General features: G+C 35.2%; 15 protein-coding genes. 10 read left to right on the top strand and 5 right to left on the bottom strand.

The annotated features are described in order from the left end of the window. Positions 1–272 precede the first annotated feature (272 nt). On the top strand, positions 273–2,924 hold the full coding sequence (gene ppc / locus J6569_RS00190) for a phosphoenolpyruvate carboxylase (protein WP_296317083.1): 2,652 nt from the start codon (positions 273–275) through the stop codon (positions 2,922–2,924). A gap of 23 nt (positions 2,925–2,947) precedes the next feature. On the opposite strand, the gene J6569_RS00185 is transcribed toward ppc, so the two are convergent. The 5 genes from J6569_RS00185 to aspS all read right to left on the bottom strand — a co-directional run bounded on the left by J6569_RS00185 (position 2,948) and on the right by aspS (position 8,337). Further along, on the bottom strand, positions 2,948–4,012 hold the full coding sequence (locus J6569_RS00185) for a tetratricopeptide repeat protein (RefSeq protein WP_085165135.1): 1,065 nt from the start codon (positions 4,010–4,012) through the stop codon (positions 2,948–2,950). Between the two features lie 121 nt (positions 4,013–4,133). Further along, the gene (ubiD, locus tag J6569_RS00180) at positions 4,134–5,597 is read right to left on the bottom strand and encodes a 4-hydroxy-3-polyprenylbenzoate decarboxylase (RefSeq protein ID WP_085165137.1); all 1,464 of its coding nucleotides are present in this window, start codon (positions 5,595–5,597) and stop codon (positions 4,134–4,136) included. Between the two features lie 92 nt (positions 5,598–5,689). After that, entirely contained in the window at positions 5,690–6,106 is a 417-nt protein-coding gene (locus J6569_RS00175) for a hypothetical protein (protein WP_296317078.1), read from the bottom strand. An 11-nt stretch (positions 6,107–6,117) separates the two neighbouring features. Continuing rightward, on the bottom strand, positions 6,118–6,570 hold the full coding sequence (gene nudB / locus J6569_RS00170; protein WP_174798790.1) for a dihydroneopterin triphosphate diphosphatase: 453 nt from the start codon (positions 6,568–6,570) through the stop codon (positions 6,118–6,120). Between the two features lie 9 nt (positions 6,571–6,579). After that, positions 6,580–8,337, bottom strand: coding sequence for an aspartate--tRNA ligase (aspS, locus tag J6569_RS00165; RefSeq protein ID WP_296317076.1), 1,758 nt, complete (start codon positions 8,335–8,337; stop codon positions 6,580–6,582). A 285-nt stretch (positions 8,338–8,622) separates the two neighbouring features. Between aspS and J6569_RS00160 the strand changes: the two genes are divergently transcribed. From J6569_RS00160 to J6569_RS00120, 9 genes are all read left to right on the top strand, one after another. Then, positions 8,623–9,168 carry an isochorismatase family cysteine hydrolase gene (locus J6569_RS00160; RefSeq protein WP_174798792.1) on the top strand — a complete coding sequence of 182 codons (546 nt, stop codon included), beginning with the start codon at positions 8,623–8,625 and terminating at the stop codon, positions 9,166–9,168. A gap of 29 nt (positions 9,169–9,197) precedes the next feature. Continuing rightward, entirely contained in the window at positions 9,198–9,986 is a 789-nt protein-coding gene (locus J6569_RS00155) for a DUF3100 domain-containing protein (RefSeq protein WP_296300186.1), read from the top strand. Next, positions 9,986–10,435: a hypothetical protein gene (locus tag J6569_RS00150; protein ID WP_065560819.1), complete on the top strand. Its 450-nt coding sequence runs from the start codon at positions 9,986–9,988 to the stop codon at positions 10,433–10,435. Before J6569_RS00155 ends, J6569_RS00150 begins: the two co-directional genes overlap by 1 nt. A 20-nt stretch (positions 10,436–10,455) precedes the next feature. Next, on the top strand, positions 10,456–11,775 hold the full coding sequence (locus J6569_RS00145; protein ID WP_296317073.1) for an amidohydrolase: 1,320 nt from the start codon (positions 10,456–10,458) through the stop codon (positions 11,773–11,775). An 81-nt stretch (positions 11,776–11,856) separates the two neighbouring features. Beyond that, positions 11,857–12,630, top strand: coding sequence for a molybdopterin-synthase adenylyltransferase MoeB (locus tag J6569_RS00140; RefSeq protein WP_065590295.1), 774 nt, complete (start codon positions 11,857–11,859; stop codon positions 12,628–12,630). Then, on the top strand, positions 12,627–13,583 hold the full coding sequence (gene dusC / locus J6569_RS00135) for a tRNA dihydrouridine(16) synthase DusC (protein ID WP_296317070.1): 957 nt from the start codon (positions 12,627–12,629) through the stop codon (positions 13,581–13,583). The genes J6569_RS00140 and dusC overlap by 4 nt, the downstream gene beginning before the upstream one ends. Before the next feature lie 310 nt (positions 13,584–13,893). Continuing rightward, positions 13,894–14,826, top strand: a complete 933-nt coding sequence (gene glyQ, locus J6569_RS00130; protein ID WP_034912362.1) for a glycine--tRNA ligase subunit alpha — start codon at positions 13,894–13,896, stop codon at positions 14,824–14,826. A 10-nt stretch (positions 14,827–14,836) separates the two neighbouring features. Next, entirely contained in the window at positions 14,837–16,909 is a 2,073-nt protein-coding gene (gene glyS, locus J6569_RS00125) for a glycine--tRNA ligase subunit beta (protein WP_366941215.1), read from the top strand. 74 nt (positions 16,910–16,983) lie between these two features. After that, positions 16,984–17,793 carry a hypothetical protein gene (locus J6569_RS00120; RefSeq protein ID WP_065590291.1) on the top strand — a complete coding sequence of 270 codons (810 nt, stop codon included), beginning with the start codon at positions 16,984–16,986 and terminating at the stop codon, positions 17,791–17,793. The last annotated feature ends 10 nt before the right edge of the window (positions 17,794–17,803 follow it).

The following is a 17,803-nucleotide window of genomic DNA, read 5'->3' as shown; positions in this document are numbered from 1 at the left end:
ATTCATAAAAAATAATCCTGTTAAATAAGTTTTCTAATGAATATTTCTAATATCGAATAAACATTCGAAGTCTAATTTTTCATGATAGATATAATTAAAACAACTATAACAAATAAAAACCATAAAATTTTATTATTTAAATTCAAAATCAAATTGTAATAAAGTATAACTTATGCACATTAATCAACATTATACCTATCCCATTAAATTGTCATTTTGATTCATACAGCTTAAAGGGGCTTAGGCATAATAAAATCGAAGACGAGAAAATCATGAATAACCAATACTCATCAATGAGAAGTAATGTCAATATGTTAGGTACTCTACTAGGCAATGCAATCAAACGTGCTACTGGCAATGAAACATTTAATTTAGTTGAAATGATAAGACAATTATCAAAATCAGCTCAACAAGGAGATACTCAAGCTCATAATGAGTTACTTAAATTAATTGAAAACCTTAATGATGACGATTTATTACATGTTGCACGGGCATTCAATCAGTTTTTGAATTTGGTCAATACAGCCGCTGAGTATTATGGTATTTCACCCCATGGGGAAGCTTCTAGTAGTCCTAAAAAAATGACCGAATTATTTAGCACACTAAAAAACCTTAATTTTTCAAATCAAACTATTACAAAAGCAATTAATGATTTGTCAATTGAATTAGTATTGACCGCACACCCGACCGAAATCAATCGCCGAACGATGATTAATACTTATACAGCCATAAATAACTGTCTATCACAACTGGATCATGATGATTTAGCTGACTACGAAATTGAGCGCATTATGCGACGTTTGAAGCAGTTAGTTTGTCAGGCTTGGTATACTGATGAAATACGTAAAAAACGCCCTACTCCTATTGATGAAGCGAAATGGGGATTCTCAGTCATTGAAGATAGCTTATGGAATGGTGTACCTCTATTTTTACGTGAACTTAATGACCAATTAGTTGATGCGTTTGATGAACAATTATCGGTTGATCATGTCCCTATTAAATTCACCTCATGGATGGGGGGAGATCGTGATGGTAATCCAAATGTCACAGCAAAAATAACAGAAAAAGTCATGTTACAAGCCAGATTAAAGGCAATTGAGTTATTTTTAGCAGATATTCAAATACTTGTTCGTGAACTTTCAATGACGGAATGCAGTAATTCGGTCATTGAACTGTTAGATGAAAAAAACAAAAACGTTTCAGAGCCATATCGAGCTGTAATGAAGCAGTTACGAACACGTTTAATCAAAACTCACAACTATATTGAAGCTTTATTGAATAATGAACCTATATTAGCGCCTTGCGATATTTTGATTAAAAATGAGCAGTTGTGGAATCCGCTTTATGTATGTTATGAATCGTTAATTGACAATGGAATGTCAACAATTGCTCATGGACCATTGTTAGACACACTGCGTCGTATAAAAAGCTTTGGGTTACAATTAGTCAGATTAGATATCCGTCAAGACAGTTCAGTACATACAGAAGCACTCGACGCATTAACCAAAGAACTTAACTTAGGTAGCTATGCTCAATGGTCTGAAGAAGAAAAACAAACATTTTTATTAACAGAGTTAAAATCAAATCGACCGTTATTACCTTACAGTTGGCAACCAGATCAAATGGTTCAAGAAGTATTAGACACTTGTCGTGTAATAAAAAAAGCAGGCGAAGAATCAATTGCTTCTTATGTAATTTCAATGGCTAAAGCACCTTCTGATATTTTAGCGGTTTATCTATTATTAAAAATCGTTGACTGCCAAAAACACATTCCCATAGTACCGTTATTTGAAACTCTAGAAGACTTAAATAATGCTAAATCAGTCATGCAAAAACTATTGGATATCCCTTGGTATTATAATAAAATTCAAGGTAAACAGATGGTAATGATAGGTTATTCTGATTCGGCTAAAGATGCTGGCACTCTTGCCGCGTCTTGGGCACAATATCGGTCACAAGAGGAATTAGTTAACTTATTTGAAAAATATAATATTAATTTGGTGTTATTCCATGGACGAGGAGGATCAATTGGTCGAGGAGGCGCACCAGCTCATGCCGCACTACTTTCGCAACCACCAGGATCATTAAAAGGAGGACTTAGAGTTACTGAACAAGGAGAAATGATCCGCTTTAAACTCGGCCTGCCAGAGGTTGCTCTCAGTAGTCTCATGCTTTATACCTCAGCTATTTTGCAAGCCAACTTATTACCACCTCCAGAACCTAAACAGGAATGGCGCAGTATCATGGACGAAATGTCAGAAATTTCATGCAATTGTTATCGTAGTTATGTACGAGAACATTCTGAATTTGTTGATTATTTTAGAGCAGTAACACCAGAGGTTGAATTAGCCAGATTACCACTAGGCTCAAGGCCACAAAAGCGCCGAATAGGTGGAGGAATTGAAAGTTTACGAGCTATTCCTTGGATTTTTGCTTGGACACAAAACCGTTTAATGGTGCCATCTTGGCTCGGTGCAGGTAGTGCACTAAGAGCTATTATTGGAGAAGGCAGACAAAACATTCTTAAAGAGATGTACCACAATTGGCCTTTCTTTAATGCCCGATTAGGTATGCTTGAAATGGTTTACGCAAAATCTGCGCCAAATATTCACCAATATTACGAACAACGTTTAGTCGATCCTGCATTATGGCCATTAGGTGAAGAATTAAGAAATTTGCTAACCCAAGATATCAATACAGTATTAACTATCACTGATGATATTAGTTTAATGGCTGATTTACCTTGGATAGCCCAGTCGGTAGCATTACGTAATACTTACATTGAACCATTAAACTTATTACAAGTAGAGTTACTAAGTCGCTCACGAAAAAACAACGATAATAATAATGAAAACATTATAGTTGAACAAGGGCTAATGATCACCATCTCAGGAATCGCAGCGGGTATGAGAAACTCTGGATAAATTAAAAAAGGCTAATGCCTTTTTTAATTTTCTGGTAATAATTGTTCTAAATAAGCTTTAGCGTCTTGATCTCCTTGCTCGCTAGCTTTAGTAAACCAATAAATAGCACGATCTTGATCTCTATCCGTGCCTTCGCCTTCTAGATATTTAACACCTAAATTATATTGAGCATCAACACTGCCCTGCTCTGCAGCTTTTAGATACCATTCAACGGCTTTTTCCTCGTCTTTAGGCACTCCTCCACCTACATCATACATCACACCAATATTATATTGAGCATCAGCATTACCAGCTTCAGCGGCTTTAGTGAACCAATATGCCGCTTGCGTATTGTCCGGTTTAGTTCCTGTACCTGTTGCATACATAATAGCTAAATTGTACATCGCTAATACATGGCCATGCTCTGCCGCTTGTGTATAAAAATAGCTAGCTGCCACATAATCTTGGGTTAAACCATCGCCATTTTCAGACATTAATCCCAAATAATATTGCGCTTCTGGAATATTATCTTTAGCTGCTTTACTAAACCAATCAGCTGCCGTCATGCGATCTTCTTTTACACCATCACCAAAAAAATACATAATACCAAGATTTAGATAAGCGTCATAAATACCTTCATTACCAGCCTGTGTAAAATAATCAATCGCAGTCGGTATGTTTTTTTCTACTCCATTCCCTTCTTTGTACATTAAAGCTAAATTATATTTAGCTAATGCATAATTTTGATCTGCCGCTAATTTAAAATATTTAAATGCTTCATTTAAATCAGGTTTAGTACCTAAACCACTTTGGTACATAAATGCTAAATTATTTTGTGCTTTGGCAAGCCCTTGTTCAGCCGCTTTTTTATACCAGAAAAAAGCTCGAACATCACTAACCTCGACACCTAATCCTTGTTTATAAATATTTCCTAATGAGTACTGAGCTTCTGAGTTCCCTTTTTCTGCAGACAAACGTAAAGAAGGGAGCAATGAATCTGACGCTTTAAGCTTTAGTTGAGTATCATCTGATTGCGTCTTATAATTTGTAGCCATTGCACTATAAGAAATAGATAACAATAGTACTAACAATATTTGAATTTTTTTCATATTTTTTAATTATTATAGCAATTTTAATAATTATACATAAATGCAATATAAGGGAATAGTTTTTGTTTAATTCTTATTTGGGCTATTTTATTTATACAATTAATATTGATTAAAGATAATTCTATAAACCTAACTCATCCCAAATTTCGTCAATATGGGCAATGACTTTTGGATCTTTCTTAATTATCTTTCCCCATTCACGATTTGTTTCACCTGTCCATTTATTGGTAGCATCTAAACCCATTTTAGAGCCTAATCCTGATACAGGTGAAGCAAAGTCCAAATAATCGATCGGTGTATTATCAATAAAAGTCGTATCCCGATGAGGATCCATACGTGTCGAAATAGCCCACATTACATCTTTCCAGTCACGTGCATTAATATCATCATCACAGACAATTACAAATTTGGTATACATAAATTGCCTTAAATACGACCAAACTCCCATCATAACTCGTTTAGCATGACCTGGATATTGCTTTTTAATAGTAACAATCGCAATACGGTATGAACATCCTTCTGGCGGTAAATAAAAATCAACAATTTCAGGAAACTGCTTTTGTAAAATTGGAATAAAAACTTCATTCAAAGCAAGTCCCATGATTGCGGGTTCATCTGGTGGTCTACCTGTATAAGTTGAGTGATAAATCGCATCTTTCCGGCGAGTTAAGTGCGTTACGGTAAATACGGAAAATTGCTCAACTTCATTATAATAACCTGTGTGATCACCATACGGACCTTCTGATGCTAACTCATTAGGATCAATATAACCTTCAAGAATTATCTCTGCACTAGCTGGAACTTCTAAATCATTCGATAACGATTTGACTACCTCTGTTCGGCTACCACGTAATAATCCAGAAAAAGCATATTCAGGTAGAGTATCTGGCACTGGTGTCACTGCACCTAAAATGGTGGCTGGATCAGCTCCAATAGCAATACTAACTGGAAATCTTTCGTTTGGGTGTGCTTGTTGCCATTCGGCAAAATCAAGTGCACCACCACGATGTGACAACCAACGCATGATCAATTTATTTTTTCCTAAAAGTTGCAAGCGATAAATGCCCACATTTTGTCGATCTTTATAAGGACCTTTAGTAATAGTCAGTCCCCAAGATAACAGAGGTGCTACATCTTCGGGCCAGCAATGCATAATAGGTAAACGAGTCAAATCCACCTCATCATCCTTAAAAATCACCTCTTGGCATGGTGCTGAAGAACGATGTTTGACTGGCATATTTAGTACTTGTTTATACTTAGGTAACACATTAAAAAATTGCCGTATGCCCTTAGGCGGTTCGGGTTCACGTAAAAATGCCAATAACTCACCAATTTCACGCAAAGCTGAAGTATCTTCACGCCCCATTCCCATTGCAACACGTTTAGCGGTGCCAAACAAATTACATAAAACAGGCATATCATAACCAATCGGATTTTCGAATAATAAAGCAGGGCCTCCATTACGTAAAACACGATCAGCAATTTCGGTCATTTCGAGATAAGGATTAACAGGAAAAGTAATTTTTTTTAATTCACCTTGTTGTTCAAGATAATCTAAAAAATCTCTAAAATTTGAAAAATTCATTTATTACTACTCCCTGTTACTTAATAGTCTTGAGTTAACCAAATCCTAAAATCATTTTTAATACTTAATACTAATGTAGCTTTGATATTTAACTAATCTGCATCAAAGTTTTCACTATATATAGGTACTTGTTTATTTTGATTACACTCAACAATTTTAGGTAATAAGGCATCAAATTGTTTTTTATCGATTTCAATAAATTTATCTTGATCAACTTGATAAAATAAAAATTGTTCAGATTGATCATCAAATAGAAACGAGGCTATCCAGTCATTTCGATCATCACTATTTTCATTAGCAAATATCTGAATAATACTATTTTCACGTTTTTCAGGTTGATCATGTAATTTATAATCAATTATCTTCTCTGATATTTTAACGTCATACTCATCAAAAATAATATAATCATTTTGATTAGGTTGACACTTTGTTATATTTATATCGGCATTACAAGTTGGTACAAAAAAACATAAGCAGGACAACGCAACGGCATATAGGCTTAATTTCATTTTCAAACCTCTTAATTAGATTTAATCAAATTGTGAATATTACCAATAGCTTCACTGTTATTTGGAGATAAAGTAAGATTGATTGCTTCATCAATTGTTAACCATTGATAATCTAAATGCTCAGTAAGTACTGGTATTATCTCATTAATAATAGGCAGATAAAACCAATGTTCTTTATTTAGCTTAACTTCTGGTGCATATTTATGTCTAAATTGCGGGAAAATCTCAAATTCAACGGAATACTTTGCATCAATTAACTCAAGATTTTGCCCTATAATATCAATGCCTGTTTCTTCAAAAACCTCACGAATTGCTGTTTCTCGTGGTAGCTCATTATTTTCCATACTACCTGTTACTGATTGCCAAAAACAAGGGTCGTCTTGGCGCTGTAACATAAGGCAACGGTTTGTTGTCTGGCAGAAAATCACCACCAGAACAGATTCAGGTTTTTTGAATTTTCGCATCAAATATCACTATTTTTTACTTACTTCAATACCAAGTTCAGTCAATGCTGCAATATTGGCTGGGCTTGGAGCATCAGTAAGTAAACAAGTTGCTGCTGTAGTTTTAGGAAACGCTATCACATCGCGAATATTATCCGTTCCAGTTAATAACATACTTAATCGATCTAATCCAAATGCCAATCCTGCATGAGGAGGTGTACCATATTTTAATGCATCAAGTAAAAAGCCAAATTTCTCACGTTGATCATGTTCATTAATACCTAAAATTGAAAAGACGGCTTGTTGCATTTCGCTACGGTGAATACGAACCGATCCACCACCAACCTCATAACCATTGATTACCATATCATAAGCATTTGCAACAGCATTTTCAGGATTATTCAGAAGTTCTTCTGGTGTATAATCTTTTGGTGACGTAAATGGATGATGCATAGCACTTAAACCTTCATCTGTTTCTTCAAACATCGGGAAATCAATAACCCAAAGTACCGCCCATTTACTTTCATCGGTTAAACCTAAATCTTTACCAACTTTTAAACGTAATGCCCCTAACGCATCACTCACTACTTTATAGCTATCGGCACCAAATAATAAAATATCACCATCTTTAGCATTGGCACGATTAAGCAGTGCTTCCATTTGCAATTCATTAAAGAATTTAGCAACTGGGCTTTGTACACCTTCTAACCCTTTGCAACGTTCATTAACTTTAATCCAAGCCATACCTTTTGCGCCGTAAACTGAAATGAATTGCGTATATTCATCAAGTTGTTTACGTGTTAATTGTGCACCGTTTGGAATACAAAGCAATGCAACGCGTCCTTTCGGATCGTTAGCTGGTGTTGAAAACACTTTAAAATCAACATCTTTAACCAAATCAGCCACATCAATAATTTCAAGCGGATTACGCAGATCAGGCTTATCACTTCCAAAGCGACGCATCGCTTCAGCAAAAGTCATAATAGGAAACTTACCTAAATCCACATTTTTAACATGTAACCAAAGCTCACGAATCATCTTCTCCATAACATCACGCACTTGCTCTGCTGTCATAAATGAAGTTTCAACATCGATTTGCGTAAACTCAGGTTGACGATCGGCTCTTAAATCTTCATCACGAAAACATTTTACAATTTGATAATAACGGTCGAATCCTGACATCATTAGCAATTGTTTAAATAATTGTGGCGATTGTGGCAGCGCATAAAACTCACCTTTATGGATTCGACTTGGAACCAAGTAATCTCTTGCGCCCTCTGGAGTTGCTTTGGTTAACATTGGCGTTTCGATATCTAAAAAACCATGTTCGTTCATAAACGAACGAACAAATGCGGTAATTTTAGCTCGCGTTTTAAAGATCGTTGCCATTTCAGGGCGACGCAAGTCAATATAACGATATTTTAGACGTTGCTCTTCACTGTTGTTTTGATTGAAATCAAGAGGCAATACATCGCTACGGTTAAATATTTTCAATTCAGTTGCCAAAATTTCAACCTCTCCGGTTGCCATATCTTTATTGATTTGACCTTCCGGACGAGCTCTTACTTTGCCTTTAATTTGGATACAAAATTCATTACGAAGTTCACCAGCAAGTTGATATGCTTGTTGATAATCAGGATCAAAAAAAACTTGTACAATACCTTCACGATCACGCATATCGATAAAAATCATACCGCCTAAGTCTCGGCGTTTATTGACCCAACCACATAATGTTACTTCTTGATTAATATAACTTGCATTGAGTTGTCCGCAATAAATTGTTCTCATTAAAATATCCTGTGTACTATTAGCAATAATGATAATTATTATAGAGCAATTTATCAGGGTATAAAGACCATGATTTAAAATAATTTTCATTTAATTTATTTATAGTTAGTTTTTAATAATAAATTTACTTTATAAAAGTTTTTATAAAATAAATTAAATTCAAAAAGATACCAATTAGATCTTAATTTTATAAAAAACATATTCAAATTACTTATTGAAAATAACTTGTCATATCAAATATTTATTAATAAGCTTTAATATTATTTAATAGCCTATTTACTTGATATGAAAGCGTTAATTTCAATTGATTATACAAATGATTTTGTTGCTGATAATGGAGCTTTAACTACAGGCCTAGCTGGTCAAAAAATTGAAGCGGAAATGCTAAACGTAGCAGAATCATTTATAAAAAATAATAATTTTGTCGTTTTTGCTATCGATTCTCATGACCCTTCTGATAGATTTCACCCTGAATATTCTCTTTTTCCGCCTCATAATATAATTGGTACTTTAGGACAACAATTATTTGGTAGTTTAGATAACCTTTATCAAAAATATAAAAATACTAATCATATCTATTGGATAAATAAGCGCCACTATTCAGCTTTTTGTGGGACAGATCTTGATTTACGATTACGCGAAAGATGCATCAGTGAAATCCATTTGACAGGAGTTTGTACTGATATTTGCATATTGCACACAGCAGTAGATGCCTATAATTTAGGGTATAAAATATTTATTCATAAAAAGGCAGTAGCCAGCTTTGATCCAATCGGTCATCAATGGGCTTTAAATCATTTTAAAAATACATTAGGGGCAACGATACTTTAAAAATATTTTAAATAAATTAAGGAGTAATAATGAAAGTTTTACGAGATTATAAAGTGCATTTACTTGCACTAGTCGTTGTTTTGGCATGTGAGTTTATCGGTAAGCAGTCTATTTGGATTATCGCCGTGTATCCGATGTTATACGCCATGATCATTGGTGGAATAATAAGTGTTCCCAAATTAAAAATATTAAAACTAAAAAATATGAATAATGCCAGCGCCATCATGATTGTAACTTTGATGTTACTTATTGCCAAGCTTGGCGTTTCTGTCGGTCCTAAGATTGATATGATTCTAAAAGATGCTAAGTTAGCATTAATTTTTCAGGAATTAGGTCATTTTGCTGGTACGATTTTATTGGGTTTGCCACTAGCAATGATATTAGGCATGAAACGGGAAGCTGTAGGTGCAACTTATTCTGTTGCTCGCGAACCGAATATAGCAATTGTTGCAGATAAATATGGATTGGATTCCGCTGAAGGTCGAGGCGTTATGGCGATGTATGTTTGTGGCACACTTTATGGTGCTATTTGGATGAGTATACTAGCCAGTGTGATGGCAAAACTAGATATTCTCCATCCTTATGCTTTAGCCATGGGAGCTGGGGTTGGAAGTGGTAGTATGATGGCGGCATCACTTGCTCCAATAAGTGACCTTTATCCAGAAATGGCTAGTGAAATCAAAGCCTATGCAACAACAGCAAACTTAATGTCGAGTGTTGTTGGTATTTATATTTATACATTATTTTCACTACCGTTTGCCTCTTTCTTATATAACATCTTTTCCCGTTTACGACGTAATAAAGAAGGAGCGCTATAATGAAAAGTTTAGAAACAATATTTTTACTGATCTTAGTTGCCATTATTATGGCTGCTGGTAATACAGTAGGTTACAAAATTGATTTTATGCTGTCATTAGAAGCGTTATCAATTTTAGTTGTTATATCAATTGTTGGTTATTTTGTTGGCAAAATTCCAGTATTAAACAAATTTCCAGTTATTTTATGGGTATCAGTTGTAGCCGCAGTGGCTTCATCACCTATTTTCCCTTTTCATGAACAAGTTGTTTCACTTACTGACAAGGTTTCTTTATTAGCGGTTTGTACCCCAGTGCTTGCTTATGCTGGATTGGCTATTGGTAAAGATTTAGCATTATTTAAAAGTATCTCATGGCGAATTATTCCTGTTTCATTAGCGGTATTTTCAGGCACTTTTATTTTGGCAGCAATCATTGCTCAAATCACCTTGCATTGGGAAGGTGTTATCTAATTTGCACTAGGATTTAATTTATGACAAAAGAAGAACTTAAAAAAAAGGTTTGTAGTGCAATTGCAAACCGTAAAGCCGATATTAAGGCGATTGCTGAATCAATTTGGGTAGAACCTGAACTTGGTTATAAAGAACACAAAACAGCTCAAAAAGTTGAGCAAACTTTTGAAAAACTAGGTATTCCATTTAAAAATAAATTAGCAATAACAGGAGTAAAAGGTCGCCTAAAAGGAGGAAAAGGTAGTAAATATAGCATTGCCGTTATCGGCGAGCTTGATGCTATTATTTGTGCAGATCACCCTGCTGCTGACGAAACATCTGGTGCTGCGCACTGCTGTGGACATAATGCTCAAATTGCAAATATGATGGCAGTAACGATGGGATTAATTGATTCAGGGGCTATGCAATTTTTAGCTGGCGATGTCGTACCATTTGCTGTTCCAGCTGAAGAATATGTTGAAATCACTTATCGAAATCGCTTAATAAAAGAAGGTAAAATCAAATATATTGGTGGCAAACCAGAGTTAATTTCACGTGGCGAGTTTGACGATATTGATATGGCATTACAAATACATTTAACTAGTGTACCTAATGAACGTCAAAATGGTTTTATCGAAATATCAACAACTAGCAATGGTTTTATCGGAAAATTAATTAAATATAAAGGTGAGGCAGCACATGCTGCTGCAGCGCCTCATGCTGGCGTCAATGCCTTAAATGCTGCGATGATGGGAATGATGGGGGTGCATGCTATTCGTGAAACATTTCAAGAAAAAGACTACATTAGATTCCATCCAATTATTACCCAAGGTGGTGATTTAGTAAATGTAGTTCCAAGCGATGTCAGAATGGAAAGCTATGTGCGCGCAGGCAATGTGCCTGCCATGATTGATGCCAATGAACGAATAAATCAAGCATTAAAAGCTGGAGCAATGGCTGTTGGGGCAACGTGTGAAATTAAAGATCTACCAGGTTATTTACCTTTGCAAAACAATCCAACACTTAATGACTTTTTACAAAGTAATGCACAAGATCTAATTGGTGCTGATAATGTTTGGATTGCGCCTCATATGACAGGTAGTACGGATACTGGAGATTTATCTCACATTATGCCTGTTAGCCACCCATGGATTGGTTCAGTTCGAGGTGTTTTACATGGTAAAGATTATACGGTATTTGATGAAGAAATGGCTTACATCCGCCCTGCACAAATGATGGCATGTACAATTATTGATTTACTTTATGATGATGCCAAACCTGCACAGAAACTGATGTCAGAATATAAACCACTAATGACCAAAGAGGAATATTTAACCTTTCTATCTGGCTTTGACAAATAATCTTAATAGCTTGGCACATTGTTGTGCCAAGTTTCTGTTATAATGCTTCTTCATAATTAACCACAATAATAATCGCACAATATGCTAGAACTTACTGATCAAGAATTGTTTCGTTATGATAGACAAATCACATTGCGTGATTTCGATATTGATAAACAGCAAATATTGAAAAACAGTTCAGCACTGATCATTGGTTTAGGCGGACTTGGTTGCGCTGCATCACTCTATTTAGCGGCATCAGGTTTAGGCAAATTAACGTTAGTTGATTTTGACACCATATCAAAATCCAACTTAAATCGACAAATCTTATATACCGAAAGCTTTATTAATCAATACAAAGTCGAGGTGGCAAAAGAGGCCTTAACCAATATAAATGCCAATACGTTAATTGAAACAGTAAATCAGCGACTTGATGATAATAAGCTTATTTCACTTATTAAACAACATGATATTGTCATAGACTGTACGGATAACCTAGTGACACGAGAGCAAATTAACCGCTGTTGCTTTCAAGTAAAAAAAACGTTAGTTTCTGGAGCGGCAATCCGTATGGAGGGGTTATTAAGTGTATTTACATACCAACCTAATGAACCCTGTTATCACTGTTTAAGTCGCTTATTTGGTAAAGATCAACTCACTTGTGTTGAGACCGGCGTCATGGCTCCGCTTGTTGGAATGTTTGGTTCCATGCAAGCCTTAGAAGCGATAAAAGTGTTAACTCAATATGGAAAACCATTAATTGGTCGTGTATTAATGATTGATACAATGACAATGGAGTTTAGCCAAGTTAAATTTACCAAACAACCTAATTGTCCCGTTTGTGGTAGTGGTAATACCAATCAGGTTTCTCAATGAAAATTAATCGAATTATTTTAGCTCCTATGGAGGGAGTACTTGATTATCAAGTCAGGCAACTTTTAACTGAAATTAACCAATTTGATTATTGTGTTACAGAATTTATCAGAGTGACCCATCACAAATTATCAAATAGGACTTTCTATCGCCTATGTCCTGAACTTTACAATAATGGAAAAACCGAATCTGGCACGCCAGTTCGTGTCCAAATTTTAGGACAGTCACCAGAGTGGATGGCTGAAAATGCTATTAAAGCTATCGAATTAGGTTCTTATGGTATAGATATCAATTTTGGTTGCCCAGCCAAAACTGTAGTTGGCAGCCACGGTGGCGCTTATTTATTACAATATCCAGAGCAGATATTTAATATTGTCAGCCAGGTACGACAAGCTATAGGTGCAACAAATAAATTATCAGTCAAAATTCGCTTAGGTTGGGATAATAAATCGCATTGTCACGAAATTGCCAACGCAATTGAACTTGCTGGAGCCAATGAAATAGCAATTCACGGAAGGACCAAAGAAGACGGCTATAAAACCGAAAAAATAGATTGGCAAACAATAGGCCAAATCAAACAGCACTTAAAAATTCCTGTTATTGCTAATGGTGAAATTTTCTCTATTGCAGATGCAAAAAATTGCATAAGCCAAAGCCAAACTAATGACATTATGCTAGGGCGCGGTATTTTAACTATTCCAAACCTAGCTAATATGATACGAACTGAGCAATCAGCATTAAATTGGCAACAAGTGATGGAAATTTTAATTCACTATGCAACATCATCTATTGATAATGCTAAACCGCTTTATCACTCTGCTCGCATCAAACAATGGCTTGCTTACTTAAAACAGCACTATGTTCAAGCGTCAGAAGTCTTACAAAACATTAGAACACTCAAATCACAACAAGAAATTTGTCAATTTTTAACAAATGACAATAAAAATAATACATAAATGTCGTGGCTATTTATCCAACAGCTAAATAAGGTACATTACATATTACCAATAAAATATAATCTATTTAGCTGATATTAAAAGATTAATTAATGTTAATCAGAAAAGGTTATATGTGGTTCTACTTTTCCATAAAAAACGTTCAGGTAGAGCATTGATTTTATTTAATTTTTTACTTTTAAAGAAAAATCAATCATTTATTCAATATTAGACAGAGCCTGATTAGGCATTTCACAAGTATTGATAAAAAGTATAATATATAGCACTATTTAAATTATCGAAAAACCAATTCAACCATAAAGATAACATCATGCAAAAGTTTAATGTCAAAACCTTTCAGGGGTTAATTCTTACGTTACAAGACTACTGGGCTAATCAGGGATGCACTGTGATTCAGCCTTTGGATATGGAAGTCGGTGCGGGCACGTCTCACCCGATGACTTGCCTACGAGCGCTTGGGCCAGAACCTATTAATGCAGCTTATGTTCAACCATCTCGCCGCCCAACCGATGGCCGCTATGGCGAGAATCCAAACAGGCTTCAGCATTATTATCAATTTCAAGTTATCTTAAAACCTTCTCCTGATAATATTCAAGAGCTTTATTTAGGTTCGTTAAAACAATTAGGTCTTGATCCAACTGTTAATGATATCCGTTTTGTTGAAGATAATTGGGAAAACCCAACCCTTGGTGCTTGGGGGCTTGGATGGGAAGTTTGGTTAAATGGTATGGAAGTAACCCAATTTACTTATTTTCAACAAGTTGGTGGGCTTGAATGTAAACCAGTTACTGGTGAAATCACTTATGGACTTGAGCGCTTAGCAATGTATATTCAAGGCGTGGATAGTGTTTATGATTTGGTTTGGAGTGATGGAGCATTTGGTAAAACAACCTATGGTGATGTGTTCCATCAAAACGAAGTTGAGCAGTCCACTTATAATTTTGAATACGCCAATGTTGAATTTTTATTTTATTGTTTTGAACAACACGAAAAAGAAGCCAAGTTTTTGCTTGAGTTAGAAAAACCACTACCACTACCTGCTTATGAACGCATCTTAAAAGCGGCCCACTGTTTTAATTTACTTGATGCTCGTAAAGCGATTTCAGTAACTGAGCGACAACGTTATATTTTGCGCATCAGAACATTAACCAAAATGGTGGCGGAAGCCTATTACGCATCTCGCGAAGCACTTGGCTTCCCCATGTGCCAAAATTCACAATCTAACGAAAGTGCATCAAAGTAGGAATTAGAAGATTATGCAAAAAACATTTTTAGTGGAAATTGGTACCGAAGAGTTACCACCAAAATCACTCCGCACGTTAGCAGAAAGCTTTGCGGCTAATTTTATACAACAGCTTGATAATGCCAATTTGGAACATGGTGAAGTGCTTTGGTATGCATCGCCTCGCCGTTTAGCATTAAAAGTTTTAAATTTGAATGATACGCAACCCGATAGCCAAATTGTTAAACGTGGTCCTGCGGTCAGCGCAGCCTTTGATGCCAATGGCAATGCAACTAAAGCTGCTGAAGGTTGGGCTCGTGGTTGTGGTATTACAGTTGATCAGGCTGAGCGTATACAAACTGATAAAGGTGAATGGCTTTCTTATACTCAAAATCAAAAAGGTCAGCCAGTTGTTAATTTGTTATGTGATATGGTTAAAACCGCATTAAGCAAATTACCTATCCCTAAACCAATGCGTTGGGCGGCTCGCCAAGTTGAATTTATTCGTCCATGTCATACTGTTACCATGTTGTATGGTGATGAGCTTGTGCCTGGTACGATTTTAGAGATTAAATCAGATCGTATTATTCGTGGCCATCGTTTTATGGGTGAGCAAGAGTTCACTATTGATAATGCAGACCAGTATCCTGAAATTTTGGAACAACGTGGTAAGGTAATTGCTGACTACGATAAACGTAAATCTATTATTAAACAACAAGCTGAAGAAGAAGCTGCAAAATTAAATGGTAAAGCAGATTTAACAGATAATTTGCTTGAAGAAGTTTCCTCTCTAGTTGAATGGCCTGTTGTGTTAACTGCTAAATTTGAGGAGCGATTTTTAGAGGTTCCTGCTGAATCATTGGTTTATACCATGAAAGGCGATCAAAAATACTTTCCTGTTTATGATAAACAAGGCAAATTATTACCAAACTTTATTTTTGTGGCTAATATTGAGTCAAAAGATCCACAAGTTGTAATTTCGGGTAATGAGAAAGTGGTTCGCCCTCGCCTTGCCGATGCTGAATTCTTTTATCAAACTGATTTAAAACAACGTTTAGAAGACCGTTTGCCTCGTCTTGAAACAGTTTTATTTCAACAACAGCTTGGAACAGTTAAGGATAAAGCAATTCGCATTGAATCGTTATCTGGCTTTATTGCCGATAAAATTGGGGCTGATGTTGAGCAAGCCAAACGAGCGGGCAAATTAACAAAATGCGATTTAGTGACTAATACTGTTTTTGAATTCCCTGAAACACAAGGTATTATGGGACGTTATTTGGCCCTTAAAGATGGCGAAAGTATTGCAGTTGCAACCGCCATTGAAGAACAATATAAACCGCGTTTTGCTGGTGATGAATTACCAAGTACTGCTGTTTCTTGTTCAGTTTCTATCGCTGAAAAATTAGATACTTTAGCCGGCATTTTTGGTATTGGTCAGCATCCTAAAGGTGATAAAGATCCTTTTGCATTGCGTCGCGCTGCTATTGGTGTTTTACGTATTATTGTTGAAAAGGCACTGCCTTTAGATCTAGTCGAATTAGCCAATTATGCCGCATCATTATATGGCGATAAGCTTAATAATAAAAACGTAGTTGACGATATTGTTAATTTTATGCAGGGTCGTTTCCGAGCTTGGTATCAAGAACAAGGCTTTGCAATTGATACGATTCAAGCAGTTTTAGCACTTAATCCAACTAAACCCGCTGATTTTGATGCACGCGTTAAGGCAGTCACTCACTTTAGAACCTTGCCCGAAGCCTCGTCATTAGCCGAAGCTAATAAGCGTGTGTCAAATATTTTATCTAAAATTGAGGTTACTATTCCTGAGCAGATCAATGCAGCCTTGCTAGAGACAGGCGCAGAAGGTGAATTAGCTAAAAAATTGGCAATTTTAACCGATAAACTTTCACCGTATTTTAGTGAAAGCCGTTATCAAGATGCGTTAATTGAATTATCGTCATTAAAAGAGACGGTAAATACATTTTTTGATTCAGTCATGGTTATGGTTGACAATGAAGTTATTAGACTTAATCGATTAGCGCTTTTGAAAAAGCTACAAAATTTATTCTTAAAAGTTGCGGATATTTCATTATTGCAAGCTTAATTTACGAATTTAATCATTCAAAAAATAATAGTGGTAACTAAATCAGTTACCACATATAAGGAACTTACATAGAAATGCAAAAAAAAATCTCTTTTTCTTTAGTTTTTATACAAACATGCAATTTTATTCGTAATCGCATTACGCAATTTGTTCTTGTTAGTCTAACGCTAGCTTTAATTCATGCGTTTTTTAATTCTTTCTTTGACAAACAAAATCTAGCTGAACAAATCTATTTTTCACAAAATTTAACTAACTATGTTTTATTCGTGATGTTGACATTACTAATTAGCATTATTTTAAAAGCAATTAGTATAGCAACTATTTCTAACCTTTATATCAGCGATAAACTTAATTTAAATTTATTACTGTCTAAAGCGTTATCAAATACATTAAAAATTATTCTTTTTTATCTTATCATTGGAGTCTTTATATTTTTAGTCTCATTTATGTTATCTATAGTACTTATTAGTTTAAATTTGCTTTTACCTAAAGAACTTATTTTTATATTAATTTTTTTAGTACTACTGATTCCAATTCTAATTTTAATTATCTTTTGTAACTTCTTTTTTGCTTCGCTGGTTGAACCTGGTCAAAACAATATTCTTGACTCACTTTCATTAAGCATTCAGTCATCAAAAACCCAGTGGCGCTCAGCTATTTTGATGGTATTAATCTTCCTAGCATTCGTGATGGTTTTTACTCAATTAGCTATTGCGTTCGATAGTGACAATTTTGTCCTTGATACCATCTTCTCTTTCTGTAGTATCTTTTTTGATATTTTTGTTACTAGCTTTTTCTATCGTCTTTATACGCTAGCAAATAGTGCCTCTAACTCAGCAGCACCGTCTACTAGCAATGATGATAAAAATAAAGAAGACCACTAATTAATTCTTT

Source organism: Gilliamella sp. (genome assembly GCF_024104075.1).
Taxonomy (GTDB): Bacteria; Pseudomonadota; Gammaproteobacteria; order Enterobacterales; family Orbaceae; genus Gilliamella; species Gilliamella bombi.
Note: the sequence above shows the minus strand (reverse complement) of the source record. Positions and strands in the feature narration are given on the sequence as shown.